Here is a 24256-nt window from a genome sequence, read left to right as displayed (position 1 = left end):
CGGAAAAGCCCGGCGGTTGCCCTCGCTTTTGCCCTACATCATTTAACGAGTTACCTGACAATCCGATGAATAAAGCCGTCTCCGACCTGTCCTCCCACACCCCGATGATGCAGCAATACTGGCGCCTGAAGAATCAGCACCCGGATCAGCTGATGTTCTATCGCATGGGCGACTTCTACGAGATCTTCTATGAAGACGCGAAGAAGGCGGCCAAGTTGCTCGACATCACTCTGACCGCGCGCGGCCAGTCGGCGGGGCAAGCGATCCCGATGTGCGGGATTCCTTACCACGCGGCGGAAGGTTACCTGGCGAAACTGGTCAAGCTCGGTGAGTCGGTGGTGATCTGCGAGCAGGTCGGCGATCCGGCCACCAGCAAGGGCCCGGTAGAACGTCAGGTGGTACGGATCATTACCCCGGGCACGGTCAGCGACGAAGCGCTGCTCGATGAACGCCGCGACAACCTGATTGCCGCCGTGCTAGGCGACGAGCGCCTGTTCGGTCTGGCAGTGCTGGACATCACCAGCGGCAACTTCACGGTGCTGGAGATCAAGGGCTGGGAAAACCTGCTGGCGGAGCTGGAGCGAGTCAACCCGGTGGAACTGCTGATCCCGGACGATTGGCCGAAAGATCTGCCGGCGGAAAAACGCCGTGGTGTGCGTCGTCGCGCGCCGTGGGATTTCGAGCGTGATTCGGCGCTGAAAAGTCTCTGCCAGCAGTTTTCCACACAAGACCTGAAAGGCTTCGGTTGCGAAACCCTGACCCTGGCCATCGGCGCCGCCGGTTGCCTGCTGGCCTACGCCAAGGAAACCCAGCGCACCGCCCTGCCCCATCTGCGCAGCCTGCGTCATGAGCGTCTGGACGACACCGTGGTGCTCGACGGTGCGAGCCGCCGCAACCTCGAACTCGACACTAACCTGGCTGGCGGCCGCGACAACACCCTGCAATCGGTGGTTGATCGCTGCCAGACCGCGATGGGCAGCCGCCTGCTGACCCGTTGGCTGAACCGTCCGCTGCGCGATCTGACCGTGCTTTTGGCGCGGCAGACCTCGATCACTTGCCTCCTCGACGGCTACCGCTTCGAAAAGCTGCAGCCGCAGCTCAAGGAAATCGGCGACATCGAGCGGATTCTGGCGCGGATCGGTCTGCGCAATGCGCGCCCTCGTGACCTCGCTCGTCTGCGCGATGCTCTCGGTGCCCTGCCGCAACTGCAAGTGGCGATGACCGACCTCGAAGCGCCGCACCTGCAACGCCTGGCCACCTCCACCAGCACCTACCCGGAACTGGCGGCGCTGCTGGAAAAAGCCATCATCGACAACCCGCCAGCGGTGATCCGTGACGGCGGCGTGTTGAAAACCGGTTACGACAGCGAACTCGACGAGTTGCAATCGCTGAGCGAAAACGCCGGCCAGTTCCTTATCGATCTGGAAGCCCGGGAAAAGGCCCGCACCGGTCTGGCCAACCTGAAAGTTGGCTATAACCGTATTCACGGCTACTTCATCGAACTGCCGAGCAAGCAAGCCGAATCGGCTCCAGCCGATTACATCCGTCGTCAGACCCTCAAGGGCGCCGAGCGCTTCATCACGCCGGAGCTGAAAGAGTTCGAAGACAAGGCGCTCTCGGCCAAGAGCCGTGCCCTCGCTCGCGAGAAAATGCTCTACGAGGCACTGCTGGAAGACCTGATCAGCCAGTTGCCACCGCTGCAGGACACTGCCGGCGCATTGGCCGAGCTGGACGTGCTGAGCAACCTTGCCGAGCGTGCGCTGAACCTTGACCTGAACTGCCCGCGCTTCGTCAGCGAGCCGTGCATGCGCATCACCCAGGGTCGTCACCCGGTGGTCGAGCAGGTGCTGACCACGCCGTTCGTGGCCAACGACCTGAGCCTGGATGACAACACCCGGATGCTGGTAATCACCGGCCCGAACATGGGTGGTAAATCCACCTACATGCGCCAAACCGCATTGATCGTGCTGCTGGCGCATATCGGCAGCTTCGTGCCGGCGGCCAGTTGCGAGTTGTCGCTGGTGGACCGGATCTTCACCCGAATCGGTTCCAGCGATGACCTGGCCGGTGGCCGTTCGACCTTCATGGTCGAGATGAGCGAAACCGCCAACATCCTGCACAACGCCACCGAGCGCAGTCTGGTGCTGATGGACGAAGTTGGGCGCGGCACCAGCACCTTCGACGGTCTGTCGCTGGCATGGGCGGCCGCCGAGCGTCTGGCGCATCTGCGTGCCTATACTCTATTTGCCACGCACTATTTCGAACTGACCGTGTTGCCGGAAGCCGAGCCGCTGGTGGCCAACGTGCACCTCAACGCCACTGAGCACAACGAGCGCATCGTGTTCCTGCACCACGTGTTGCCGGGGCCTGCCAGCCAGAGCTACGGCCTGGCGGTGGCGCAACTGGCCGGCGTGCCGAGTGAAGTGATCGTGCGGGCCCGTGAGCACCTGAGCCGACTGGAAGACACCGCATTGCCGCATGAAGCGCCCAAGCCTGCCGTCAAAGGCAAACCGGCGGTCCCGCAGCAGAGCGACATGTTTGCCAGCCTGCCGCACCCGGTGCTCGATGAGTTGGCCAAAGTGGATCTCGATGACCTGACCCCGCGTCGAGCGCTCGAATTGTTATATGCACTTAAGAACCGGATCTAAGCAGCGAAGAACCGGATATAACGCAAACGGCTTCAAGCTGTTAGAATCTCGCGCGGTTTGGGATGCTGCTGGCTAATAGCCTGGCTGGCAGACATCGCTCCCGAACCTGGCGACCCCAACCGTGAAGGGGCTACGCTGCCGCCGCCTGAGGAGAAAATTAGAAATGACCTTCGTCGTCACCGACAACTGCATCAAGTGCAAGTACACCGACTGCGTAGAAGTCTGTCCGGTGGACTGCTTTTACGAAGGCCCGAACTTCCTGGTGATTCACCCGGACGAGTGCATCGACTGTGCCCTGTGCGAACCGGAATGCCCGGCCGTCGCGATTTTCTCCGAGGACGAAGTTCCGGAGGATATGCAGGAGTTCATTCAGCTGAACGTTGAATTGGCTGAAATTTGGCCGAACATCACCGAGAAGAAAGAATCGCTGCCGGATGCCGAAGAGTGGGATGGCGTCAAAGGCAAGATCAAAGACCTCGAACGCTGATCTGTCGCGCGTTACCAAAAGGCCCCTTGCGGGCCTTTTTGCTTTTTCGGATTTTACTTTTCTACAGGCAAAAAAAGGGGCGGTTTGACCCGCCCACATTTTTTCCCTATTCCCTGTATTCCTTTTCATCGTCCTGATGAATCGCGTCCTGCGATGTCCGTTCCCCTCTTCCTTGAAGGGCGTGTCTGTCCGTCGACACAGTGCTGATACTAGAGAGTTCCCTGCCGAGAGCAATCGGCCCGGCGGGGTGAAAGTCGCTGTAATAAGCACTTCATATTAAAAAATAAGCATATAAATCAATTGGTTAAAAACGACTCTCGGCAGAAGTCGACGTCTACCGTCCTGCAAAAATGGGGAACGCTTACGAAAGAGTAAGCCAAGGCTTACACCGCAAGACTACAAACGATGGAAATGCTGACCATTTGTCCGGCAATGAACTTTGTGGCGAGGGAGCTTGCTCCCGCTTGAGTGCGCAGCGCTCATGAACCTTTAGGGTTGCTGCGCAACCCGGCGGGAGCAAGCTCCCTCGCCACAGACAGTCATCAGCCAATATCCGAGCAATAAAAAAGCCCCGAACCAGTCGGGGCTTCTTGCAGCAGGCGTGTGAGGCGCTTACTGAAACAGCGACTCGCTCGACAGGCCATTCTTCTCGAGGATTTCGCGAAGGCGCTTGAGGCCTTCCACCTGGATCTGCCGCACCCGTTCACGGGTCAGGCCGATCTCCAGGCCTACGTCTTCCAGCGTGCTGCTCTCATGGCCGCGCAGGCCGAAGCGGCGTACGACCACCTCGCGCTGCTTGTCGGTCAGTTCCGAGAGCCATTGATCGATGCTCTGCGACAGGTCGTCATCCTGCAGCAGTTCACATGGATCGGTCGGACGGTCATCCGTCAGGGTGTCCAGCAGGGTTTTATCCGAATCCGGACCCAGCGAGACATCGACCGAAGAAACCCGCTCGTTCAGGCCGAGCATGCGCTTGACCTCGCCCACCGGTTTTTCCAGCAGGTTGGCGATTTCTTCGGGTGAGGGTTCGTGATCGAGCTTTTGCGTCAGCTCCCGTGCCGCCCGCAGGTACACGTTGAGCTCCTTGACCACATGGATCGGCAACCGGATGGTCCGGGTCTGATTCATGATCGCGCGCTCGATGGTCTGACGGATCCACCAGGTCGCGTAGGTCGAGAAGCGGAAGCCACGTTCGGGATCGAACTTTTCCACTGCGCGGATCAGGCCGAGATTACCCTCTTCGATCAGATCCAGCAGCGACAGCCCCCGATTGACGTAACGCCGGGCAATCTTCACGACCAGCCGCAGGTTACTTTCAATCATGCGCTTGCGCCCGGCAGGGTCGCCACTTTGCGACAGACGCGCAAAATGAACTTCTTCCTCCGGGGAGAGCAGTGGTGAAAAGCCGATTTCGTTGAGATACAGCTGCGTGGCATCGAGTGCCCGAGTGTAGTCGATGTACTTGTGTTGTTTAAGTGAAGCGGATTGTCTGGATTTGGAACGAACGGAAGGTGGAGCAGCCCCTTCATCATTCGACATCGAAGATTCCGAATCGATGCCGGCCTCCATAAGGAGAACCTCATCCTCGATGTCAAACTCCGGCACTTCTTTACTGAGAGCCATTGTTATAGTCCTTTGGTGAGTTCGACCCCAAGCTCAAGCGACGCCTTTATCCTTGGCAGCGCTGGAGCCTGTCCCCTCTACGCGACGGAACAGGCTGGCCTCAAATCAACGTTTGGGCAGGAACTGCAGCGGATCTACAGGTTTACCTTGGCGGCGAATCTCAAAATGCAGTTTCACCCGGTCTGTACCCGTGGACCCCATTTCGGCAATTGTCTGTCCGACCTTGACCTGCTGCCCCTCCCGTACCAACAGCCTGCGGTTATGTCCGTAGGCACTGACGTAGGTTTCGCTGTGTTTGATGATGACTAATTCGCCGTAGCCCCTTAAGCCACTCCCGGCGTAAACCACCGTCCCATCAGACGCAGCTAAAACAGGCTGTCCCAAATCTCCGGCGATATCAATTCCTTTATTCAAACTACCGTTTGAAGAGAATTTTCCAATCAGAATGCCATTAGATGGCCATCCCCAGCCGGTCGGGGCCGGGCCCGGTGGAGGCATCGGAGCCGGAGCCGATTTGTTCGCGACGGACGGTGCAGCCCCCGCAGCAGCGGCTCCAGAGCCGGTCACGGTGGTGGTCGTCGTGCCATTCGCCTGGCGCCGGATTACCGTGGTTTTGCTAGACGATGATGGCGCGGAACTGCCGTTGCTCACCACCGCTGTCGGTGTTGAACCGGTGCGGCCGTCAAAGCGAATTGTCTGACCCGGGTGGATCGTATACGGCGTAGGAATATTGTTGCGGGCCGCGAGGGCTTTGTAGTCCCAGCCATAGCGAAAAGCGATGGAAAACAGCGTATCGCCCGGACGGACTACATACTGCCCGGTCGTGACGGCAGGACGCTGGGCCGCCGCGCTGTTGCGATCGACCACCCGCACGTTGCTCGATTTGGTGCTGGAGCAACCGACCAGCAAGGTGCTCAATACAAGGCCAGTCACCAGGCGCTGAAAGCTCGTGTTACCCATACGCTGCGCAATGACTGTGAGACTCACCCGCCGCTCCCTTTGTGGTGGCTGAAATATGTGGAATGCCGAATCGCGGCAAGTAGTGTCGCAAGTATAACGGGCCGAACCGGCTTTACCGTTAAAGATGCGAAAACGCTTCACGCACACGTTTGCCCTTGGACAATTCGTAGCGTTTAAACCATCGCTGCCGGTGTAAGACACAGGCCAGCGCGAGGAATTCAGCGTCCGCAAACAAATGCTCAGGCCAGCGGGCCATTGAGCAATGGCACGAAGCGCACAGCTCCCAATACGTGACGGGAAAAGCCGTGTTCTTCACGCACGATCAGCATCAGTTGCTGCACTTCCCCCGAGCCAACCGGAATCACCATCCGTCCACCCGGTGCCAGTTGATCGAGCAAGGCCTGCGGTACATCAGTCGCGACTGCGGTGACGATGATGCCGTTGTATGGCGCCAGCGCCGGCCAGCCCTCCCAGCCATCGCCCCAGCGGAACACCACATTGCGCAGGTTGAGCTCGACCAGGCGTTCCTTGGCCCGATCCTGCAGAACCTTGATGCGCTCGACCGAAAATACCCGCTCGACCAGTTGCGACAGCACGGCGGTCTGATAGCCCGAACCGGTACCGATCTCCAGCACCTTGTCCAGCGGCCCCGCCTCCAGCAGCAGCTCGCTCATGCGCGCCACCATATAAGGCTGAGAGATGGTCTGGTTGTGGCCGATCGGCAGTGCGGTGTCTTCGTAGGCACGATGCGCCAGCGCTTCATCGACAAACAGATGACGCGGCGTACGGCGGATCACTTCCAGCACCTTGGCGTTGGACAGGCCTTCTTCATACAGGCGCTGGATCAGACGTTCACGGGTGCGCTGCGACGTCATGCCGATGCCACTGCGCAGTCTGTCTTCGTGTTCACGAGCCATCAGCGCAGTTCCTCCAGCCAGCCGTCGAGACTTCTGAAGGCATCATTGAAAGTGCGATCGAGCTGCAACGGCGTGATCGACACATACCCCTGCATCACCGCATGAAAGTCGGTGCCCGGGCCGCCGTCTTCGGCATCACCGGCCGCAGCAATCCAGTAGCCGGCCTTGCCACGCGGGTCGACCACTTTCATCGGCGCCGCAGCACGGGCGCGATGGCCCAGACGGGTCAGTTGAATGCCACGAATATGATCGATCGGCAGATTGGGAATGTTCACGTTCAGCACCGTGCGCGGCGGCAGGTCCAGCCCGGCGTGGGCCTCGACCAGTTTGCGCGCGAAATGTGCGGCTGTCGCCAGGTTGTCCACCTGTCGTGAGCACAGCGAGAACGCAAACGAAGGGCGCTCGAGAAAGCGCCCTTCGAGGGCAGCCGCCACGGTGCCGGAATACAGCACGTCATCGCCCAGATTGGCACCGAGGTTGATCCCGGAAACCACCATGTCCGGCTCGCGCTCCAGCAGGCCGTTGAGGCCCAGGTGCACACAGTCGGTCGGCGTACCGTTGAGGCTGATGAAACCGTTTGCCAGGTATTGCGGGTGCAACGGACGGTCGAGCGTCAGCGAACTGCTGGCGCCGCTTTTGTCCTGCTCCGGGGCGATAACCACGCACTCGGTGTAATCCGCCAGCGCAGCATAAAGCGCGGCGAGACCGGGTGCGGTTACCCCATCGTCGTTAGAAATCAGAATACGCATGGGCTGTCCGTCTGCCCCACCGGCACCAGATCAACGAGTTCGCGCACCAATACGGTGGCGAAGCATCCGGCCGGGAGGACGAATTCCAGTTGCAGAATGTCAGGCTGGGGATAATGCCACGACAACCCGCCAATGGGCAGCCGCAGGATGCGACGTTCGTGGCTCATTCCGGCATTGATCAACCAATCGCGCAGATCCGCTTCACGCTCGGCAATCCCCTGCTCCAGATCATGGACAGCGCCAGCGGCGGGTGAGTCACCTTCGCCCCACTGCGGACCGGTCGGGTGCAGGTCGAGAATCGCCAGGCGCGGATCGCTGCATTCGGCCTCACCGGCCGGGAAAAAACTGCGGCTGTCGGTGAACGCCAGCAGATCGCCGACTTGCGCCTGCTGCCAGGTGCCATCGGCAACCCGAGCGGCCAGTACCTGATTGAACAGAAAACTGCGCGCCGTCGATAGCAGCCGCGAGCGCACATTGCGCTGCTCCGGTAGCGCCTTGCGCGCCGCCCAGGCACGCGCATCAACGACGTTACCGCCGTCATGGCCGAAACGCTGGGCGCCGAAATAATTGGGAATGCCTTGCTTGGCGATCAGTTGCAGACGCTGCTCGATCGCATCCTTGTCGCCGGCAAACTGGGTCAGGCGCAAGGTGAAGCCGTTCGCCGAATGCGCGCCGCGTTGCAGCTTGCGCTTGTGGCGCGTGGTCTTGAGGATCTTCAGCGTGTCGTTTTCCGCCGCCGAGAGATCCGGATCAGCCTTGCCCGGCAGTTGCACGCTGAACCACTGACGGGTCAACGCCTGACGATCCTTCAGCCCGGCATAACTGACGGTGCGCAACGGCACGCCGGCGGCCTTGGCAATTCGGCGCGCTGCTTCTTCGGTATTCAGGCCACGTTTTTCGACCCAGATCCACAGGTGCTCACCATCGCCGCTGAACGGGATGTCGAGCACTTCATCGACCTGAAAATCTTCGGCAATGGCTTTCAGAACCGCAGTGCCGAGTGGTTCGCCATAGGCCCGCGGGCCAAGCAATTGCAGTTCGTTCATGCGCGCAGCAACAAGGCAACGGAATGCACGGCGATGCCTTCTTCGCGACCGACAAAGCCGAGCTTTTCGGTGGTGGTAGCTTTCACGTTCACTTGATCCAGTTCAACTTGCAGATCGGCGGCGATCAACGCGCGCATCGCTTCGATATGCGGGGCCATTTTCGGTGCCTGAGCGACGATGGTGTTGTCGACGTTGCCGACTTTCCAACCCTTGGCGTGGATCAGCGCGACCACATGCCGCAGCAGGACACGGCTGTCGGCGCCCTTGAATTGCGGGTCGGTGTCCGGAAAGTGCTTGCCGATATCGCCCAGCGCGGCCGCGCCGAGCAAGGCATCGCTCAAGGCGTGCAGCAGAACGTCACCGTCGGAATGAGCGAGCAGCCCGAAGCCGTGTGCAATACGCACGCCGCCCAGAGTAATGAAATCGCCTTCAGCGAAACGGTGAACATCGTAGCCGTGGCCAATACGCATAAAAAAACGCCCCGATTTTTGTCAGGGCGTGATTCTACCTGCATTAACCGCGCAGGGCGCGTGCGTGATGCTGCAAGTGGTCGTCAATGAAGCTTGAGATGAAGAAATAGCTGTGGTCGTAGCCCGGTTGCAGGCGCAGCGTCAGCGGATGACCCGCTTGTTTTGCAGCTTGTTGCAGGGCTTCGGGTTTGAGCTGCGTGGCGAGGAAGTCATCGCGATCCCCCTGATCGACCAGCAACGGCAGTTTCTCGTCGGCTTCAGCAATCAGCGCGCAGGCATCCCATTCTTTCCACTTGGAACGGTCTTCGCCCAGATAGCGGGAGAATGCTTTCTGCCCCCACGGACAATCCATCGGGTTGTTGATCGGCGAAAACGCCGACACCGACTGATAACGCCCCGGATTGCGCAGCGCGCAGACCAGTGCGCCGTGACCGCCCATGGAGTGGCCGCTGATGCTGCGTTTGTCCGACGCCGGGAAATGCGCTTCAACCAGTGCAGGCAATTCCTGCACGACATAGTCATGCATCCGATAGTGCCGCGACCATGGTTCCTGCGTGGCATTCAGATAGAACCCGGCGCCAAGGCCGAAATCCCAGGCGCCATCTGGATCACCCGGCACATCCGGGCCGCGCGGACTGGTGTCCGGCGCGACGATGATCAGACCGAGTTCGGCGGCCATGCGCATCGCCCCGGCCTTCTGCATGAAGTTCTCGTCGGTGCAGGTCAGACCGGACAGCCAGTACAGCACCGGCAGCTTGCCACCCTGCTCCGCTTGCGGCGGCAAATACACGGCAAACACCATGTCGCAGCCGAGCACGTCGGAACGGTGGCGATAGCGCTTGTGCCAGCCGCCGAAACTTTTCTGACAGGAGATATTTTCCAGACTCATGTAAAGACTCCTACGCGGCCCCGGCTATAAACCTTCAAGGTCTGTAGCCGTGGCGTCGCGAATGATCAGAAATGAATGACGGTACGGATGCTCTTGCCTTCGTGCATCAGGTCGAAGGCCTTGTTGATATCTTCCAGACCCATGGTGTGGGTAATGAAAGTATCCAGCGGAATCTCGCCGCTCTGCGCCATGTCGACATAGCTTGGCAGCTCGGTACGGCCACGCACGCCACCGAACGCCGAACCACGCCAGACGCGACCGGTCACCAGTTGGAACGGACGGGTCGAAATTTCCTGACCGGCACCGGCAACACCGATGATCACCGATTCGCCCCAGCCCTTGTGGCAGCATTCCAGCGCCGCGCGCATCAGTTGCACGTTGCCGATGCACTCGAAAGAGAAATCGACGCCGCCGTCGGTCATGTCGACGATCACTTCCTGGATCGGACGATCGAAGTCTTTCGGGTTGACGCAATCGGTGGCGCCCAACTGCTTGGCGATCTCGAACTTGGCCGGATTGATGTCGATGGCGATGATCCGCGCAGCCTTGGCTTTCACTGCACCGATGACGGCCGACAGACCGATGCCGCCGAGACCGAAGATCGCCACAGTGTCACCCGGCTTGACCTTGGCGGTGTTGATCACCGCACCGATACCGGTGGTTACACCGCAACCGAGCAGGCAGACCTTTTCCAGCGGCGCATCCTTGGCGATTTTCGCCACGGAGATTTCCGGCAGTACGGTGTATTCCGAGAACGTCGAAGTACCCATGTAGTGGAAAATCGTTTGGCCCTTGTAGGAAAAGCGCGAAGTGCCGTCCGGCATCAGGCCTTTGCCCTGAGTGGCTCGAATCGCCTGGCACAGGTTGGTCTTGCCCGACTTGCAGAATTTGCACTGGCCGCATTCCGGGGTGTACAGCGGAATCACGTGGTCACCGACGGCGACCGAGGTGACGCCCTCGCCGATGGCTTCAACGATCGCGCCACCTTCGTGGCCGAGGATCGACGGGAAGATACCTTCCGGATCCGCGCCGGACAGGGTGTAGGCGTCAGTGTGGCAAACCCCGGAAGCCACCACGCGCAGCAACACTTCACCGGCCTTGGGCATGGCCACATCGACTTCTACGATTTCCAGCGGCTTCTTGGCCTCGAAGGCAACGGCGGCGCGCGACTTGATCATGCTGACTCTCCAGTGAATCCAATGAATAAAAAACCAGACCGGCAGTGTAGTTCAGCGCCAACTGATTAATAATCCGGACAAATGCAAAATATTATTGCTGTACAGGGATAATCAAATGTCCGAAAACCGCTGGGAAGGTATCGACGAGTTCGTCGCCGTCGCCGAATGCAGCCAATTCACCGCTGCGGCCGAACGCCTTGGGGTTTCTTCCTCACACATCAGTCGACAAATCGTACGGCTGGAGGATCGATTACAGACGCGCCTGCTCTACCGCAGCACCCGTCGTGTGACCCTGACCGAAGCCGGTCAGACCTTTCTGCAGCATTGTCAGCGCCTGCAGGACGGTCGCGAAGAAGCTCTGCGCGCGGTCGGCGACCTGACCAGCGAACCGAAAGGCATGCTGCGCATGACCTGCGCCGTGGCCTATGGCGAGCGGTTTATCGTGCCGTTGGTGACGCGGTTCATGGGGCAATACCCGCAACTGCGCGTTGATATCGAGCTGAGTAACCGCCAACTCGATCTGGTGCATGAGGGACTGGATCTGGCGATCCGTCTGGGCCGATTGCAGGATTCTCGATTGGTCGCCACCCGCCTGGCGCCGCGTCGGATGTACCTGTGCGCGTCTCCTTCCTACGTGGAACGGTATGGCCGCCCACACAGCTTGTCGGAACTGAGCCGGCACAATTGCCTGATCGGCAGTTCGGACCTGTGGCAACTGGAACAGAACGGCCGGGAGTTTTCCCAGCGCGTACAGGGAAACTGGCGCTGCAACAGTGGGCAAGCGGTGCTGGATGCGGCGCTGCAAGGGGTCGGCTTGTGTCAGTTGCCGGACTATTACGTGCTGGAGCATTTGCACAGTGGTGCGCTGATTTCGCTGCTGGAGGCGCATCAGCCGCCGAATACGGCGGTGTGGGCGTTGTATCCACAGCAGCGGCATTTGTCGCCGAAGGTGCGCAAGCTGGTGGATTTCTTGAAGGAAGGATTGGCCGAGCGGCCGGAGTATCGGGGCTGAGTGATGGGTTGCTTGAACGATCGCCTTCGCGAGCAGGCTCGCTCCCAAAGGGGATCGGCGGTGCATGCACATTCGGGGTCAGGCGCAAATCAAATGTGGGAGCGAGCCTGCTCGCGAAGGCAATCTGACAGGCTCCACAGCAATCAGCGACGGTTAGCCCAACGTTGACGCAACCACTCCAGGTCTTCCGGCCGGGTGACCTTGAGGTTGTCCGCCCGCCCTTCGATCAGACGCGGCGCCAGACCGGCCCACTCCATCGCCGAGGCTTCATCGGTAATCACCGCATCCGCCACCAGACTGTCAGCCAACGCCCGATGCAAGGCACCGAGACGGAACATCTGCGGCGTATAGGCTTGCCAGATCACGCTGCGATCCACGGTTTCAAGCACACGACCGTGCTTGTCGACCCGCTTCAGGGTATCGCGCGCCGGCACGGCCAGCAGACCGCCGACGGCATCATCCGCCAGTTCAACCAGCAACTTGTCGAGATCGTCGCGACTCAGGTTGGGCCGTGCCGCATCGTGCACCAGCACCCAGTCATCGTCATCGGCACCCTGCGCATGCAAATGCAGCAAAGCGTTCAGCACCGACCCGGAACGCTCCGTGCCGCCCTCGACCCGCTGAATCCGCGAGTCGCTGGCGCAAGCCAGGTTTGGCCAATAAGGATCATCAACAGCCAGACTGACCACCAGCCCCTTGAGGCTCGGGTGATCAAGGAAACAGCCGAGGCTGTGTTCGAGAATTGTGCGCCCGCCCAGTTGCAGATATTGCTTGGGACGGTCCGCGGCCATTCGGGCACCGACGCCCGCGGCAGGAATCACGGCCCAGAAGGCCGGCAGGGAATCGATCATTGCGCGAGCTGGTAAAGGGTTTCACCGTCCTTGACCATGCCCAGCTCATGGCGAGCCCGTTCTTCAACGGTCTCCATGCCTTTCTTCAACTCGCTGACTTCGGCGTCCATCACCCGATTGCGCTCCAGCAGGCCTTCGTTCTCGGCGTGCTGATCAGCAATCTGCTGCTTCAGCTCGGCGACCTGCGCCAGACTGCCATTGCCCACCCACAGGCGGTACTGCAGACCGGCCAGCAGCAAGAGCAAAACGAGAAACAACCAGTAAGGACTGCGCATCGAATATCAGGTATCCAGTGAAAAAAGACAGCCACGCCAAAACTTTGAAACGTCTGATAGCACGAAGCCTGGAAGATCCAGGCTTGTGCATGTAAGGCATCAGATTAGTGGCAAATCCATCGCTGTCACGACTTTTCCGACACAATCCGGTGTCTTTTTACCATCTACTGCTTAACCGCGGAACTCGGAGCGACCGTTGTACTTGGCTTTGCCATTCAACTGCTCTTCGATACGCAGCAGTTGGTTGTACTTGGAAACGCGGTCGGAACGGCACAGCGAACCGGTCTTGATCTGGCCAGCCGAAGTGCCCACGGCCAGGTCGGCGATGGTCGAATCTTCGGTTTCGCCCGAACGGTGCGAGATCACCGCGGTATAACCGGCAGCCTTGGCCATCTGGATGGCTTCCAGGGTTTCGGTCAGGGTGCCGATCTGGTTGAACTTGATCAGGATCGAGTTGGCGATCTTTTTATCGATCCCTTCTTTCAGGATCTTGGTGTTGGTCACGAACAGGTCGTCGCCGACCAGTTGGGTCTTCTCGCCGATTTTGTCGGTGAGGATCTTCCAGCCAGCCCAGTCGGACTCGTCCAGACCGTCTTCGATCGAGATGATCGGATAACGTTCGGTCAGGCCTTTCAGATAATCGGCGAAACCTTCAGCGGTGAACACCTGGCCTTCGCCGGACAGGTTGTACTTGCCGTCTTCGTAGAATTCGCTGGCTGCGCAGTCCAGTGCCAGGGTCACGTCGGTGCCCAGCTTGTAACCGGCGTTGGCCACGGCTTCGGAGATCACTTTCAGCGCGTCTTCGTTGGACGCCAGGTTCGGTGCGAAACCGCCTTCGTCGCCAACGGCGGTGCTCAGGCCACGGGCCTTCAGCACTGCTTTAAGGTGATGGAAAATCTCGGTGCCCATGCGCAGACCTTCCGAGAACGTCTTGGCGCCAACCGGCTGCACCATGAATTCCTGGATGTCGACGTTGTTATCGGCGTGCTCGCCACCGTTGATGATGTTCATCATCGGAACCGGCATCGAGTACACACCCGGGGTGCCGTTCAGATTGGCGATGTGTGCGTACAGTGGCAGATCCTGGTCCTGTGCAGCCGCTTTGGCCGCAGCCAGGGAAACGGCGAGGATGGCGTTGGCGCCCAGGGTTGCCTTGTTTTCGGTACCGTCGAGCTTGATCATCGCGTGGTCGAGGGCTTTCTGGTCGCTTGGGTCGGTGCCCAGCAGCAGATCGCGGATCGGACCGTTGATGTTGGCTACCGCCTTGAGCACACCTTTGCCCAGGTAACGGCTCTTGTCGCCATCACGCAGCTCGAGCGCTTCACGCGAGCCAGTGGATGCACCGGACGGCGCGCAAGCGCTGCCGATGATGCCGTTGTCGAGAAGCACGTCCGCTTCCACGGTGGGATTGCCACGGGAGTCGAGAACTTCACGACCTTTGATGTCGACGATTTTTGCCATTGTTGTAAACACTCCAAAGTTGACGAAAACGACGCAGCTAGAGGAAATCTTTTTACCGTCGGCAAGTGGTGTGCAGCGGGCAGCTTGCAGACGACAACGCACATGCCCGAGGGCATGTGCGACAAATCGTGCGGTACTTTACCGGAGAAATGAGCTTTACGCGGTTTCTACCGTCGGAAAACTCTTCACCAGTTCGTCCAAAGCTTTGAGCTGGGCCAGAAATGGCTCCAGTTTGTCCAGACGCAAGGCGCAAGGGCCGTCGCATTTGGCGTTGTCCGGATCCGGATGCGCTTCGAGGAACAGACCGGCCAGCGACTGGCTCATGCCGGCCTTGGCCAGATCGGTGACCTGGGCGCGGCGACCGCCGGCGGAGTCGGAACGACCGCCAGGCATTTGCAGCGAGTGAGTCACGTCGAAGAATACCGGGTACTCGAACTGCTTCATGATGCCGAAGCCGAGCATGTCGACCACGAGGTTGTTGTAGCCGAAGCTCGAACCGCGCTCGCAGAGGATCAATTGATCGTTACCCGCTTCCACGCACTTGTTCAGGATGTGTTTCATTTCCTGAGGCGCGAGGAACTGGGCTTTCTTGATGTTGATCACAGCGTTGGTCTTGGCCATCGCCACGACCAGATCGGTCTGGCGCGACAGGAAGGCCGGCAGCTGAATGATGTCGCAGACTTCAGCGACGACCGCGGCCTGATCAGGCTCGTGGAGGTCGGTGATGATCGGCACGCCGAAGGCTTGTTTGATGTCCTGGAAGATGCGCATGCCTTCTTCCAGGCCAGGGCCGCGATACGAAGTCACAGAAGACCGGTTGGCCTTGTCGAAGCTGGCCTTGAACACGTAAGGGATACCGAGTTTCTCGGTGACCTTCACGTACTCTTCGCAAACCTGCATGGCCATGTCGCGGCTTTCCAGCACGTTCATGCCGCCGAACAGCACCATGGGTTTGTCATTGGCGATTTCGATGTCGCCGACGCGGATGATCTTCTGTGCCATCGGGTTACGCCTTCTTCTGGTGTTGAGCCAACGCAGCTTTCACGAAACCGCTGAACAGCGGGTGACCGTCACGTGGCGTCGAGGTGAACTCCGGGTGGAACTGGCAAGCGACGAACCATGGATGATCCGGCGCTTCGACCACTTCAACCAGCGCGGCATCAGCGGAGCGACCGGAGATTTTCAGGCCGGCTTCGATGATTTGTGGCAGCAGGTTGTTGTTCACTTCGTAGCGGTGACGGTGACGTTCAACGATCACGTCCTTGCCGTAGCAATCGTGCACCTTGGAGCCGGCTTCGAGCAGGCATTCCTGAGCGCCGAGGCGCATGGTGCCGCCCAGATCGGACGCTTCGGTACGCACTTCAACTGCGCCGGTGGCGTCTTCCCACTCGGTGATCAGACCCACGACCGGATGGCCGCTGGCGCGATCGAATTCGGTGGAGTTGGCGTCTTTCCAGCCCAGCACGTTACGGGCGAACTCGATAACCGCCACTTGCATGCCCAGGCAGATGCCCAGGTACGGAACCTTGTTCTCACGAGCGTACTGAACGGCAGTAATCTTGCCTTCCACGCCACGCAGACCGAAGCCGCCCGGTACGAGGATCGCGTCGACACCTTCGAGCAGTGCAGTGCCCTGGTTCTCGATGTCTTCGGAATCGATGTAACGCAGGTTGACCTTGGTACGGTTGGTGATGCCGGCGTGACTCATCGCTTCGATCAGCGACTTGTAGGCGTCCAGCAGTTCCATGTACTTGCCGACCATCGCGATGGTCACTTCGTGCTCTGGATTGAGCTTGGCATCGACGACCTTTTCCCACTCGGACAGGTCGGCGCCATTGCATTGCAGGCCGAAACGCTCGACGACGAAATCGTCCAGACCCTGAGCGTGCAGCACGGCCGGAATCTTGTAGATGGTGTCGACGTCTTCCAGGGAGATCACCGCACGCTCTTCAACGTTGGTGAACAGCGCGATCTTGCGACGCGACGACACATCCACCGGATGGTCGGAGCGGCAGATCAGCACGTCTGGCTGCAGGCCGATCGAACGCAGCTCTTTGACCGAGTGCTGGGTTGGCTTGGTTTTGGTCTCGCCAGCGGTGGCGATGTACGGAACCAGCGTCAGGTGCATCAGCATCGCGCGCTTGGAACCGACTTCCACACGCAGTTGACGGATGGCTTCGAGGAACGGTTGCGATTCGATGTCGCCAACGGTACCGCCGATTTCCACCAGGGCCACGTCGGCATCGCCGGCACCCTTGATGATGCGACGCTTGATTTCGTCGGTGATGTGCGGAATCACCTGGATGGTTGCACCCAGGTAGTCACCACGGCGCTCTTTACGCAGCACGTGCTCGTAGACACGGCCGGTGGTGAAGTTGTTGTTCTGGGTCATGGTCGTGCGGATGAACCGCTCGTAGTGGCCCAGGTCCAGGTCGGTCTCGGCGCCGTCGTGGGTGACGAACACTTCACCGTGCTGGAACGGGCTCATGGTGCCCGGGTCGACGTTGATGTACGGATCCAGCTTAAGCATGGTGACCTTAAGCCCCCGCGCCTCCAGGATGGCCGCCAATGAAGCCGAGGCAATGCCTTTCCCCAATGAAGAAACAACACCGCCCGTGACGAATATGTAGCGCGTCATGAAAAACCCTAGAAGTCTGCGTTAAAGCGGTACGAGCCGCCGGGGAAAGCGAAGGAAGGCCGAAGCCCCCGATCACCTGCATTAATCACAGTGCACCTTTCAAAAAAACCGCCGCGTTGGGACAGACCGGCAGATGAAACACCGGTACGTTGCTCGCTACACATTTTTTGGAATCGCCCAGCAAAGACTGCTTGGTAATCGGCAACTCCTGCAATTCAGGCGAATCCACAGAAGTTGTATCAAGAAGGGAGCGTAGTCTACCGGAATGCCCCTTTCATCTCAAACCTTGATCTTCGTCTGTTGGCTGCCAATGCAATGTCCAGCCGTCCGGCCCCTGCCCGTCAAGGCCCGGCAGGTTCGCCACGGCGAGCAATTCTGCGCCGCGAAACAGCAGCGGCAATCTGCCACGGACGAAGCCCGGCACCGCGCGCTCATTGAGCAGGCGCTTGAGATCGCGGTGGCCGCGCCCCGCCAGATGCATCAGCTCGCCGCCCTGCCGATAGCCAATGCGCAGCGGCTCGACGGGAGTCTGCCCGCTGAACATGACACGCCCGTTATTCGCCAAGCGTAGCGGCGTCGACGGGTCAGGCCACTCGACGCTGACCGCTGGCGCCCGCAGCCAGCCTCCGCTCAACCACCATACCCGGCCGGCGCTGCGATGCAGCTCACCGTCGGCCAGACGCCAGACCGGGGATGCATCGCTGGCAGCACCGCACAGGTCGTCCCAACCCGACCAATGGTCAGTGTCGGGCAACCGGGTCAGCGGTTCGAGCCAGTGGCTGAGTGCATTGCGCTGACGAGCGGCGGACAGACTCGTCAGCGGCGCCAGCTCCAGCGACGGCAGACCCAGCCATGAAAACTCGCTCGGCGTGGCGGCTTGCGCGAGATCTAGCTGCGCCAGCTCATCGAGCAGGCCTTGCGCCTCACGCAGGTGCGCCGCGCTGCGGGCCATGCTCGCCTGCGCCTGCGGCCAGCGCGCGGTGAGCAACGGCAGCACCTGATGGCGCAGGTAGTTGCGGGAAAATTGCCGATCTTCGTTCGACGGATCCTCGATCCAGTGCAATTGATGCGCGCGGGCGTAAGCCTCAAGCTCGGCGCGCGTCACGTCGAGCAATGGCCGCAGCAGCACACCCTGCCCCAACGGCCGCTGCGCCGGCATCGCCGAAAGACCGCGAACGCCCGCACCGCGCATTAAACGAAACAATAGGGTTTCGGCCTGATCATCACGGTGCTGACCTGTCAGAAGCAAATCCCCAGCCTCGGTCAGCGATGCGAACGCCGCATACCGCGCCTCCCGCGCCGCTCTTTCAAGACTGGCGCCGGGTTGCACCGTCACCCGCATCACGTGCAGCGGCACACCCAGCGCATCGCAGACCGACTGACAATGCGCCGGCCACGCATCAGCCGCAGCCTGGAGGCCATGGTGGATATGGATGGCGCTGAGCGCCGGCAGGGAATGGTGTTGGGCGAGATGGGCCAGCAGATGCAGCAGGACGGTGGAATCGAGACCACCGGAGAAAGCCACGCGCCAGGTCCTGGCATTGCGCCAGGCTGCAACGTTCAGCAGAAGCCGGGACGGCAGATCACTCACGGACTGACCCCTATCTAACTGTTTGCCCAAATCAAATGTGGGAGCGGGCTTGCTCGCGAAGGCGTTTCAACAATCAACACATCTGTCGACTGTTATACCGCTTTCGCGAGCAAGCCCGCTCCCACATTGGGTATTGCGAGATCTGTCAGAGACCGTAGCTCATCAGACGATCGTAACGACGCTTGAGCAGCGCTTCGTTGTCGAACTTCTTCAGCATCGCCAGTTGCGAGCTCAGCTCGGCACGGATCGACGCAGCGGCAGCGGCCGGATCACGGTGGGCGCCGCCCAGAGGCTCGCCGATCACCTTGTCAACGATACCCAGACCTTTCAGGCGCTCGGCGGTAATGCCCATGGCTTCAGCGGCATCCGGTGCCTTTTCGGCGGTTTTCCACAGAATCGAAGCACAACCTTCCGGCGAGATCACCGCGTAGGTCGAATATTGCAGCATGTTCAGCTGATCGCAGACACCGATCGCCAGTGCACCGCCGGAACCACCCTCACCGATGACGGTGGCGATGATCGGGGTCTTCAGGCGCGACATCACGCGCAGGTTCCAGGCGATAGCCTCGCTCTGGTTACGCTCCTCAGCGTCAATGCCCGGGTAAGCACCCGGGGTGTCGATGAAGGTCAGGATCGGCATCTTGAAGCGCTCGGCCATCTCCATCAGACGGCAGGCCTTGCGGTAGCCTTCCGGACGCGGCATGCCGAAGTTGCGGCGTACCTTTTCGCGCACTTCACGGCCCTTCTGGTGGCCGATGATCATCACCGGCTGGTCTTCCAGACGTGCAACGCCGCCCACAATGGCCGCGTCGTCGGAGAAGTGACGGTCACCGTGCAGTTCGTCGAACTCGGTGAAGATGTGCTCGATGTAGTCGAGGGTGTACGGGCGTTTCGGGTGACGCGCCAGGCGTGCGATCTGCCAGCTGGTCAGCTTGCCGAAGATGTCTTCGGTCAGCGTGCGGCTCTTGTCCTGCAAGCGGGAGATCTCATCGCCGATATTCAGCGAATTGTCATTACCGACCAAGCGCAACTCTTCGATCTTGGCTTGCAGGTCGGCGATCGGCTGTTCGAAATCTAGAAAATTCGGGTTCATAGGCGTCCGTCTTGGGTCGTGTCCCAAATGAGCTTGGGCCGGCCGGTTGTCTATTCGCGCCCTACCTTAAGGGAGAGGCGCGCTGAGGTCGAGATTAAAAATTCAGGTTGTGGGCAAGCGCAATGATGGCACTTGCCGGTCAACGGTATTGGAGGAAGACGTTGTCTCGCCCGAACTGGTCACGCAGGGCTTGAATCAACGCATCCGCCGGGTCGATTCGCCAGGTCTCGCCAAACTGCAGCAAGGTCTTCGCATCGGGGCTGGTGTACTCCATAGTGATCGGGCACGCCCCGCGGTGACGCTTGAGCAGCTCACCCAACCAGCGTAGCTGATCGCCTTTCAAGTCCTGAGTGTGCAGCTTCAGGCGCAGGCTCTCGGCCAGATTGGTCCGTGCATCTTCCATGCTCATCACCCGTTTGACCCGCAGGCGCAGGCCGCCGGAGAAGTCGTCGTTGCTGACCTCGCCTTCGACCACCACCATCGCGTCGGTCTGCAGCAGTGACTGCGCGGAGTGGAACGCATCGGCGAACAGCGACGCCTCGATCCGCCCCGAGCGGTCGTCGAGGGTGATAAAGCCCATCTTGTCGCCCTTCTTGTTCTTCATCACCCGCAGGGCAATGATCATCCCGGCCACGGTTTGCGTGTCGCGGGCCGGTTTCAGGTCGATGATGCGCTGCCGGGCGAAACGGCGAATCTCGCCTTCGTACTCGTCGATCGGGTGACCGGTCAGGTACAGGCCCAGAGTGTCTTTCTCACCCTTGAGCCGCTCCTTGAGGGTCAGCTCCTTGGCCTTGCGGTGCGTCGCGTAGACGTCCGCATCTTCCTCGACAAACAGCCCGCCGAACAGGTCGGCATGGCCGCTGTCGCGGGTGCGCGCGGTCTGTTCGGCCGACTTGATCGCCTCCTCCATCGCCGCCAACAGCACCGCGCGGTTGCGGTCGATGTTGGCCTGATAAGCCTTTTGTTCATCGTGGAAGTACGGCCCGAGGCGATCCAGCGCGCCGCTGCGGATCAAACCGTCCAGCGTGCGCTTGTTGATGCGCTTGAGGTCGACCCTGGCGCAGAAGTCGAACAGATCCTTGAACGGACCGGCCTGACGAGCCTCGGTAATCGCTTCCACCGGACCTTCACCGACACCTTTGATCGCGCCCAGGCCGTACACGATGCGGCCTTCGTCGTTCACCGTGAACTTGAACTCCGAAGTGTTCACGTCCGGCGCGTCGAGGCGCAGCTTCATCGTGCGCACTTCCTCGATCAAGGTCACGACCTTGTCGGTGTTGTGCATATCCGCCGAAAGCACCGCTGCCATGAATGGCGCCGGGTAGTGGGCTTTCAGCCAGGCAGTCTGGTACGACACCAGGCCGTAAGCAGCGGAGTGGGACTTGTTGAAGCCGTAACCGGCGAATTTTTCCACCAGGTCGAAAATGTTACCGGCAAGATCCGCGTCGATATTGTTCGACGCACAACCTTCAATAAAGCCGCCGCGCTGCTTGGCCATTTCCTCGGGTTTTTTCTTACCCATCGCCCGACGCAGCATGTCCGCACCACCGAGGGTGTAACCGGCCATGACCTGGGCGATCTGCATCACCTGTTCCTGATACAGAATGATGCCGTAAGTCGGCGCCAGTACCGGCTGCAGGCCTTCATACTGGTAATCCGGATGCGGATAAGCCAATTCGGCGCGACCGTGCTTACGGTTGATGAAGTCATCCACCATGCCCGATTGCAGCGGGCCCGGACGGAACAGGGCCACCAGTGCGATCAAGTCTTCGAGACAGTCAGGCTTGAGCTTTTTGATCAGCTCTTTCATGCCCCGGGATTCGAGCTGGAATACCGCGGTGGTTTCAGCTTTTTGCAGCAACTGATAAGTCGGTTTGTCATCCAGCGGGATAAACGCGATATCCAGCGGCGGCTCGTTGACCTTGGCGCGGTCACGGTTGATGGTTTTCAGCGCCCAGTCGATGATCGTCAGGGTCCGCAGGCCGAGGAAGTCGAACTTCACCAGACCGGCCGCCTCGACGTCGTCCTTGTCGAACTGGGTCACCAGACCATCGCCAGCCTCGTCGCAATAGATCGGCGAGAAGTCGGTCAGCTTGGTCGGGGCGATTACCACACCTCCGGCGTGCTTGCCGACGTTACGCACCACGCCCTCAAGCTTGCGCGCCATCTCCCAGATTTCCGCCGCTTCCTCATCGACCTTGATGAAGTCGCGCAGGATCTCCTCCTGCTCGTAGGCTTTTTCCAGGGTCATGCCGACTTCGAACGGAATCATCTTCGACAGACGATCCGCCAGGCCGAATGACTTGCCTTGGGCCCGCGCCACGTCGCGCACCACAGCCTTGGCGGCCATGGAACCGAAGGTGATGATCTGGCTTACCGCGTTGCGACCGTATTTCTCGGCCACGTAGTCGATCACCCGGTCACGACCGTCCATGCAGAAGTCGACGTCGAAGTCGGGCATCGAGACCCGTTCCGGGTTAAGGAAACGTTCGAACAGCAGGTCGTATTCCAGCGGATCGAGGTCAGTGATCTTCTGCACATAGGCCACCAGCGAGCCGGCACCCGACCCACGGCCCGGGCCCACCGGCACGCCGTTGTTCTTGGCCCACTGGATAAAGTCCATCACGATCAGGAAATAACCGGGGAAGCCCATCTGGATGATGATATCCAGCTCGAAATTCAGCCGGTCGACATAGACCTGACGCTTGGCCTCATAGTCTTCGGTGGTGTCCTTGGGCAGCAATACGCTGAGGCGGTCTTCCAGACCGTCGAACGACACCTTGCGGAAATATTCGTCGATGGTCATGCCATCGGGAATCGGGTAGTCGGGCAGGAAGTGCTTGCCCAGCTTCACGTCGATGTTGCAGCGCTTGGCGATCTCGACGGTGTTTTCGATCGCGTCGGGAATGTCGCTGAACAGCTCGGCCATTTCCTCGGCGCTTTTGAGGTATTGCTGGTCGCTGTAATTCTTCGAACGCCGCGGATCGTCGAGGGCACGGCCCTCACCGATGCACACGCGGGTTTCGTGAGCGGCGAAGTCTTCCTGCTTGATGAAGCGCACATCGTTGGTCGCCACCAGCGGCGCGCCGAGCTTGTCGGCCAGGGCCACGGCACCGTGCAGTTGCTCTTCGTCGTTGGGACGATTGGTGCGCTGGATCTCCAGATAGAAACGATCCGGGAACACCGCCATCCATTCGCGCGCCAGCGTTTCGGCTTCGTCCGGGTTGCCACTGATCATGGCCATGCCGATCTCGCCTTCTTTGGCGGCGGACAGCATGATCAGGCCTTCGTTGGCCTCGGCGACCCATTCACGCTCGATGATGATCATGCCGTTGCGCTGGCCGTCGATGAAGCCGCGCGAGATCAGCTCGGTGAGATTGCGATAACCCTTGGCGTTCATCACCAACAGGCTGATCCGGCTCAATGGCCCGTCCGGATCCTTGTTCGACAGCCACAGGTCGGCACCGCAGATCGGCTTGATGCCGGCGCCCATGGCGTTTTTATAGAATTTGACCAGGGAACACATGTTGTTCTGATCGGTGACCGCCACGGCCGGCATGTTCATGCCGGTCAGCGCCTTGACCAGTGGCTTGATCCGCACCAGCCCGTCGACCAGGGAGTATTCAGTGTGCAGGCGTAGATGAACGAATGAAGCCGGCATAGTGATCCTGTCCAGTTACATAGAGACAACAAGGCCCGGATTGTACCGGGCCTCGAACAAAACATCAGCCTTGCGCCTAAACCTGCGTCAGGCCTTCGAGCGCCTCGTAAGCCTGACGCACCGGGGCGAAGGAGCGCCGGTGAATCGGGGTCGGGCCAAGGCGCACCAACGCTTCCAGATGAACGGGCGTCGGGTAGCCTTTATGACCGCCGATGCCGTACCCCGGGTAGATCAATTCGAATGCAGCCATTTCACGGTCGCGGCTGACTTTGGCCAGAATCGACGCGGCAGCGATGGCCGGTACCTTGCCGTCACCCTGCACCACCGCTTCGGCGCGCATCGGCAGTTTCGGGCAGCGGTTGCCGTCGATCATCGCCAGTTTCGGCTGAATATGCAGCCCGGCCACTGCGCGTTGCATGGCGAGCATGGTCGCGTGGAGGATGTTCAGCTCGTCGATTTCCTCGACTTCGGCGCGTGCAATGCACCAGCTCAGGGATTTCTCGATGATCTCGTCGTAGAGCTTCTCGCGCTTGGCTTCAGTGAGTTTCTTCGAGTCGTTGAGGCCGAGGATCGGCCGGTTCGGATCGAGGATCACCGCCGCCGTCACCACTGCGCCGCACAACGGGCCACGACCGACTTCGTCGACACCGGCCACCAGTTCTTCGACTTCGGCGACCAGGGTGAAATCCAGGCCCATCTGCATCGTC

The 24256-nt window shown here is 60.1% G+C and carries 20 protein-coding genes; 3 read left to right on the top strand and 17 right to left on the bottom strand.

Annotated elements, in window-relative coordinates; translation table 11 throughout:
• Window positions 1-65 precede the first annotated feature (65 nt).
• The gene (gene mutS / locus AC3WMV_RS01570; protein ID WP_103367844.1) at window positions 66-2648 is read left to right on the top strand and encodes a DNA mismatch repair protein MutS; all 2583 of its coding nucleotides are present in this window, start codon (window positions 66-68) and stop codon (window positions 2646-2648) included.
• Window positions 2649-2811: 163 nt separating this feature from the next.
• Window positions 2812-3135 carry a ferredoxin FdxA gene (gene fdxA, locus AC3WMV_RS01565; protein ID WP_003222178.1) on the top strand — a complete coding sequence of 108 codons (324 nt, stop codon included), beginning with the start codon at window positions 2812-2814 and terminating at the stop codon, window positions 3133-3135.
• Between the two features lie 612 nt (window positions 3136-3747).
• Here the strand turns inward: fdxA and rpoS are convergent.
• The 8 genes from rpoS to AC3WMV_RS01525 form a co-directional block, all read right to left on the bottom strand.
• Window positions 3748-4758, bottom strand: coding sequence for an RNA polymerase sigma factor RpoS (gene rpoS / locus AC3WMV_RS01560; protein ID WP_103367845.1), 1011 nt, complete (start codon window positions 4756-4758; stop codon window positions 3748-3750).
• A gap of 105 nt (window positions 4759-4863) precedes the next feature.
• Complete coding sequence (locus AC3WMV_RS01555) at window positions 4864-5745, bottom strand: peptidoglycan DD-metalloendopeptidase family protein (protein WP_027611047.1); 882 nt, start codon at window positions 5743-5745, stop codon at window positions 4864-4866.
• 212 nt (window positions 5746-5957) lie between these two features.
• Complete coding sequence (locus AC3WMV_RS01550) at window positions 5958-6593, bottom strand: protein-L-isoaspartate(D-aspartate) O-methyltransferase (protein ID WP_169841266.1); 636 nt, start codon at window positions 6591-6593, stop codon at window positions 5958-5960.
• A 41-nt stretch (window positions 6594-6634) separates the two neighbouring features.
• Window positions 6635-7384 (bottom strand): 5'/3'-nucleotidase SurE, encoded by a 750-nt coding sequence (gene surE / locus AC3WMV_RS01545; protein ID WP_047601272.1) that lies wholly within the window; start codon window positions 7382-7384, stop codon window positions 6635-6637.
• Window positions 7372-8430 carry a tRNA pseudouridine(13) synthase TruD gene (truD, locus tag AC3WMV_RS01540; RefSeq protein WP_027611045.1) on the bottom strand — a complete coding sequence of 353 codons (1059 nt, stop codon included), beginning with the start codon at window positions 8428-8430 and terminating at the stop codon, window positions 7372-7374. Before truD ends, surE begins: the two co-directional genes overlap by 13 nt.
• The gene (gene ispF / locus AC3WMV_RS01535; RefSeq protein ID WP_027611044.1) at window positions 8427-8900 is read right to left on the bottom strand and encodes a 2-C-methyl-D-erythritol 2,4-cyclodiphosphate synthase; all 474 of its coding nucleotides are present in this window, start codon (window positions 8898-8900) and stop codon (window positions 8427-8429) included. The genes truD and ispF overlap by 4 nt, the downstream gene beginning before the upstream one ends.
• Before the next feature lie 43 nt (window positions 8901-8943).
• Window positions 8944-9789: an S-formylglutathione hydrolase gene (gene fghA / locus AC3WMV_RS01530; RefSeq protein ID WP_103367846.1), complete on the bottom strand. Its 846-nt coding sequence runs from the start codon at window positions 9787-9789 to the stop codon at window positions 8944-8946.
• 65 nt (window positions 9790-9854) lie between these two features.
• Window positions 9855-10967 carry an S-(hydroxymethyl)glutathione dehydrogenase/class III alcohol dehydrogenase gene (locus AC3WMV_RS01525; protein ID WP_027611042.1) on the bottom strand — a complete coding sequence of 371 codons (1113 nt, stop codon included), beginning with the start codon at window positions 10965-10967 and terminating at the stop codon, window positions 9855-9857.
• Window positions 10968-11082: 115 nt separating this feature from the next.
• Between AC3WMV_RS01525 and AC3WMV_RS01520 the strand changes: the two genes are divergently transcribed.
• Window positions 11083-11979 carry a LysR family transcriptional regulator gene (locus tag AC3WMV_RS01520; RefSeq protein ID WP_007964295.1) on the top strand — a complete coding sequence of 299 codons (897 nt, stop codon included), beginning with the start codon at window positions 11083-11085 and terminating at the stop codon, window positions 11977-11979.
• Between the two features lie 143 nt (window positions 11980-12122).
• On the opposite strand, the gene ispD is transcribed toward AC3WMV_RS01520, so the two are convergent.
• From ispD to rnhB, 9 genes are all read right to left on the bottom strand, one after another.
• The gene (gene ispD, locus AC3WMV_RS01515; RefSeq protein ID WP_027611041.1) at window positions 12123-12830 is read right to left on the bottom strand and encodes a 2-C-methyl-D-erythritol 4-phosphate cytidylyltransferase; all 708 of its coding nucleotides are present in this window, start codon (window positions 12828-12830) and stop codon (window positions 12123-12125) included.
• Window positions 12827-13105, bottom strand: coding sequence for a cell division protein FtsB (gene ftsB / locus AC3WMV_RS01510; RefSeq protein ID WP_007964293.1), 279 nt, complete (start codon window positions 13103-13105; stop codon window positions 12827-12829). Before ftsB ends, ispD begins: the two co-directional genes overlap by 4 nt.
• A 171-nt stretch (window positions 13106-13276) precedes the next feature.
• Window positions 13277-14566: a phosphopyruvate hydratase gene (gene eno, locus AC3WMV_RS01505; RefSeq protein WP_003222156.1), complete on the bottom strand. Its 1290-nt coding sequence runs from the start codon at window positions 14564-14566 to the stop codon at window positions 13277-13279.
• A 156-nt stretch (window positions 14567-14722) separates the two neighbouring features.
• Window positions 14723-15568 (bottom strand): 3-deoxy-8-phosphooctulonate synthase, encoded by an 846-nt coding sequence (kdsA, locus tag AC3WMV_RS01500; RefSeq protein ID WP_103367847.1) that lies wholly within the window; start codon window positions 15566-15568, stop codon window positions 14723-14725.
• A 4-nt stretch (window positions 15569-15572) separates the two neighbouring features.
• On the bottom strand, window positions 15573-17204 hold the full coding sequence (pyrG, locus tag AC3WMV_RS01495; RefSeq protein ID WP_003222153.1) for a CTP synthase: 1632 nt from the start codon (window positions 17202-17204) through the stop codon (window positions 15573-15575).
• Window positions 17205-17478: 274 nt separating this feature from the next.
• Entirely contained in the window at window positions 17479-18795 is a 1317-nt protein-coding gene (gene tilS, locus AC3WMV_RS01490; protein WP_256584952.1) for a tRNA lysidine(34) synthetase TilS, read from the bottom strand.
• 145 nt (window positions 18796-18940) lie between these two features.
• Window positions 18941-19888: an acetyl-CoA carboxylase carboxyltransferase subunit alpha gene (locus AC3WMV_RS01485; protein WP_064586192.1), complete on the bottom strand. Its 948-nt coding sequence runs from the start codon at window positions 19886-19888 to the stop codon at window positions 18941-18943.
• A gap of 139 nt (window positions 19889-20027) precedes the next feature.
• The gene (dnaE, locus tag AC3WMV_RS01480; RefSeq protein ID WP_097086450.1) at window positions 20028-23549 is read right to left on the bottom strand and encodes a DNA polymerase III subunit alpha; all 3522 of its coding nucleotides are present in this window, start codon (window positions 23547-23549) and stop codon (window positions 20028-20030) included.
• Between the two features lie 76 nt (window positions 23550-23625).
• Entirely contained in the window at window positions 23626-24252 is a 627-nt protein-coding gene (rnhB, locus tag AC3WMV_RS01475) for a ribonuclease HII (protein WP_027611036.1), read from the bottom strand.
• Window positions 24253-24256 lie beyond the last annotated feature (4 nt).

Source organism: Pseudomonas sp. FW305-3-2-15-E-TSA4, assembly GCF_058787295.1.
Note: the sequence above shows the minus strand (reverse complement) of the source record. Positions and strands in the feature narration are given on the sequence as shown.

What these genes read in the sequence shown, in the direction of transcription:
- mutS (WP_103367844.1), top strand. Translation starts at nt 66, where the DNA reads ATGAATAAAGCCGTCTCCGACCTGTCCTCCCACACCCCGATGATGCAG.
- AC3WMV_RS01520 (WP_007964295.1), top strand. Translation starts at nt 11,083, where the DNA reads ATGTCCGAAAACCGCTGGGAAGGTATCGACGAGTTCGTCGCCGTCGCC.
- truD (WP_027611045.1), bottom strand. Translation starts at nt 8,430, where the DNA reads ATGAACGAACTGCAATTGCTTGGCCCGCGGGCCTATGGCGAACCACTC.
- AC3WMV_RS01550 (WP_169841266.1), bottom strand. Translation starts at nt 6,593, where the DNA reads ATGACGTCGCAGCGCACCCGTGAACGTCTGATCCAGCGCCTGTATGAA.
- fghA (WP_103367846.1), bottom strand. Translation starts at nt 9,789, where the DNA reads ATGAGTCTGGAAAATATCTCCTGTCAGAAAAGTTTCGGCGGCTGGCAC.
- AC3WMV_RS01485 (WP_064586192.1), bottom strand. Translation starts at nt 19,888, where the DNA reads ATGAACCCGAATTTTCTAGATTTCGAACAGCCGATCGCCGACCTGCAA.
- ftsB (WP_007964293.1), bottom strand. Translation starts at nt 13,105, where the DNA reads ATGCGCAGTCCTTACTGGTTGTTTCTCGTTTTGCTCTTGCTGCTGGCC.
- pyrG (WP_003222153.1), bottom strand. Translation starts at nt 17,204, where the DNA reads ATGACGCGCTACATATTCGTCACGGGCGGTGTTGTTTCTTCATTGGGG.
- kdsA (WP_103367847.1), bottom strand. Translation starts at nt 15,568, where the DNA reads ATGGCACAGAAGATCATCCGCGTCGGCGACATCGAAATCGCCAATGAC.
- rpoS (WP_103367845.1), bottom strand. Translation starts at nt 4,758, where the DNA reads ATGGCTCTCAGTAAAGAAGTGCCGGAGTTTGACATCGAGGATGAGGTT.
- AC3WMV_RS01525 (WP_027611042.1), bottom strand. Translation starts at nt 10,967, where the DNA reads ATGATCAAGTCGCGCGCCGCCGTTGCCTTCGAGGCCAAGAAGCCGCTG.
- fdxA (WP_003222178.1), top strand. Translation starts at nt 2,812, where the DNA reads ATGACCTTCGTCGTCACCGACAACTGCATCAAGTGCAAGTACACCGAC.
- ispF (WP_027611044.1), bottom strand. Translation starts at nt 8,900, where the DNA reads ATGCGTATTGGCCACGGCTACGATGTTCACCGTTTCGCTGAAGGCGAT.
- dnaE (WP_097086450.1), bottom strand. Translation starts at nt 23,549, where the DNA reads ATGCCGGCTTCATTCGTTCATCTACGCCTGCACACTGAATACTCCCTG.
- rnhB (WP_027611036.1), bottom strand. Translation starts at nt 24,252, where the DNA reads ATGCAGATGGGCCTGGATTTCACCCTGGTCGCCGAAGTCGAAGAACTG.
- eno (WP_003222156.1), bottom strand. Translation starts at nt 14,566, where the DNA reads ATGGCAAAAATCGTCGACATCAAAGGTCGTGAAGTTCTCGACTCCCGT.
- ispD (WP_027611041.1), bottom strand. Translation starts at nt 12,830, where the DNA reads ATGATCGATTCCCTGCCGGCCTTCTGGGCCGTGATTCCTGCCGCGGGC.
- surE (WP_047601272.1), bottom strand. Translation starts at nt 7,384, where the DNA reads ATGCGTATTCTGATTTCTAACGACGATGGGGTAACCGCACCCGGTCTC.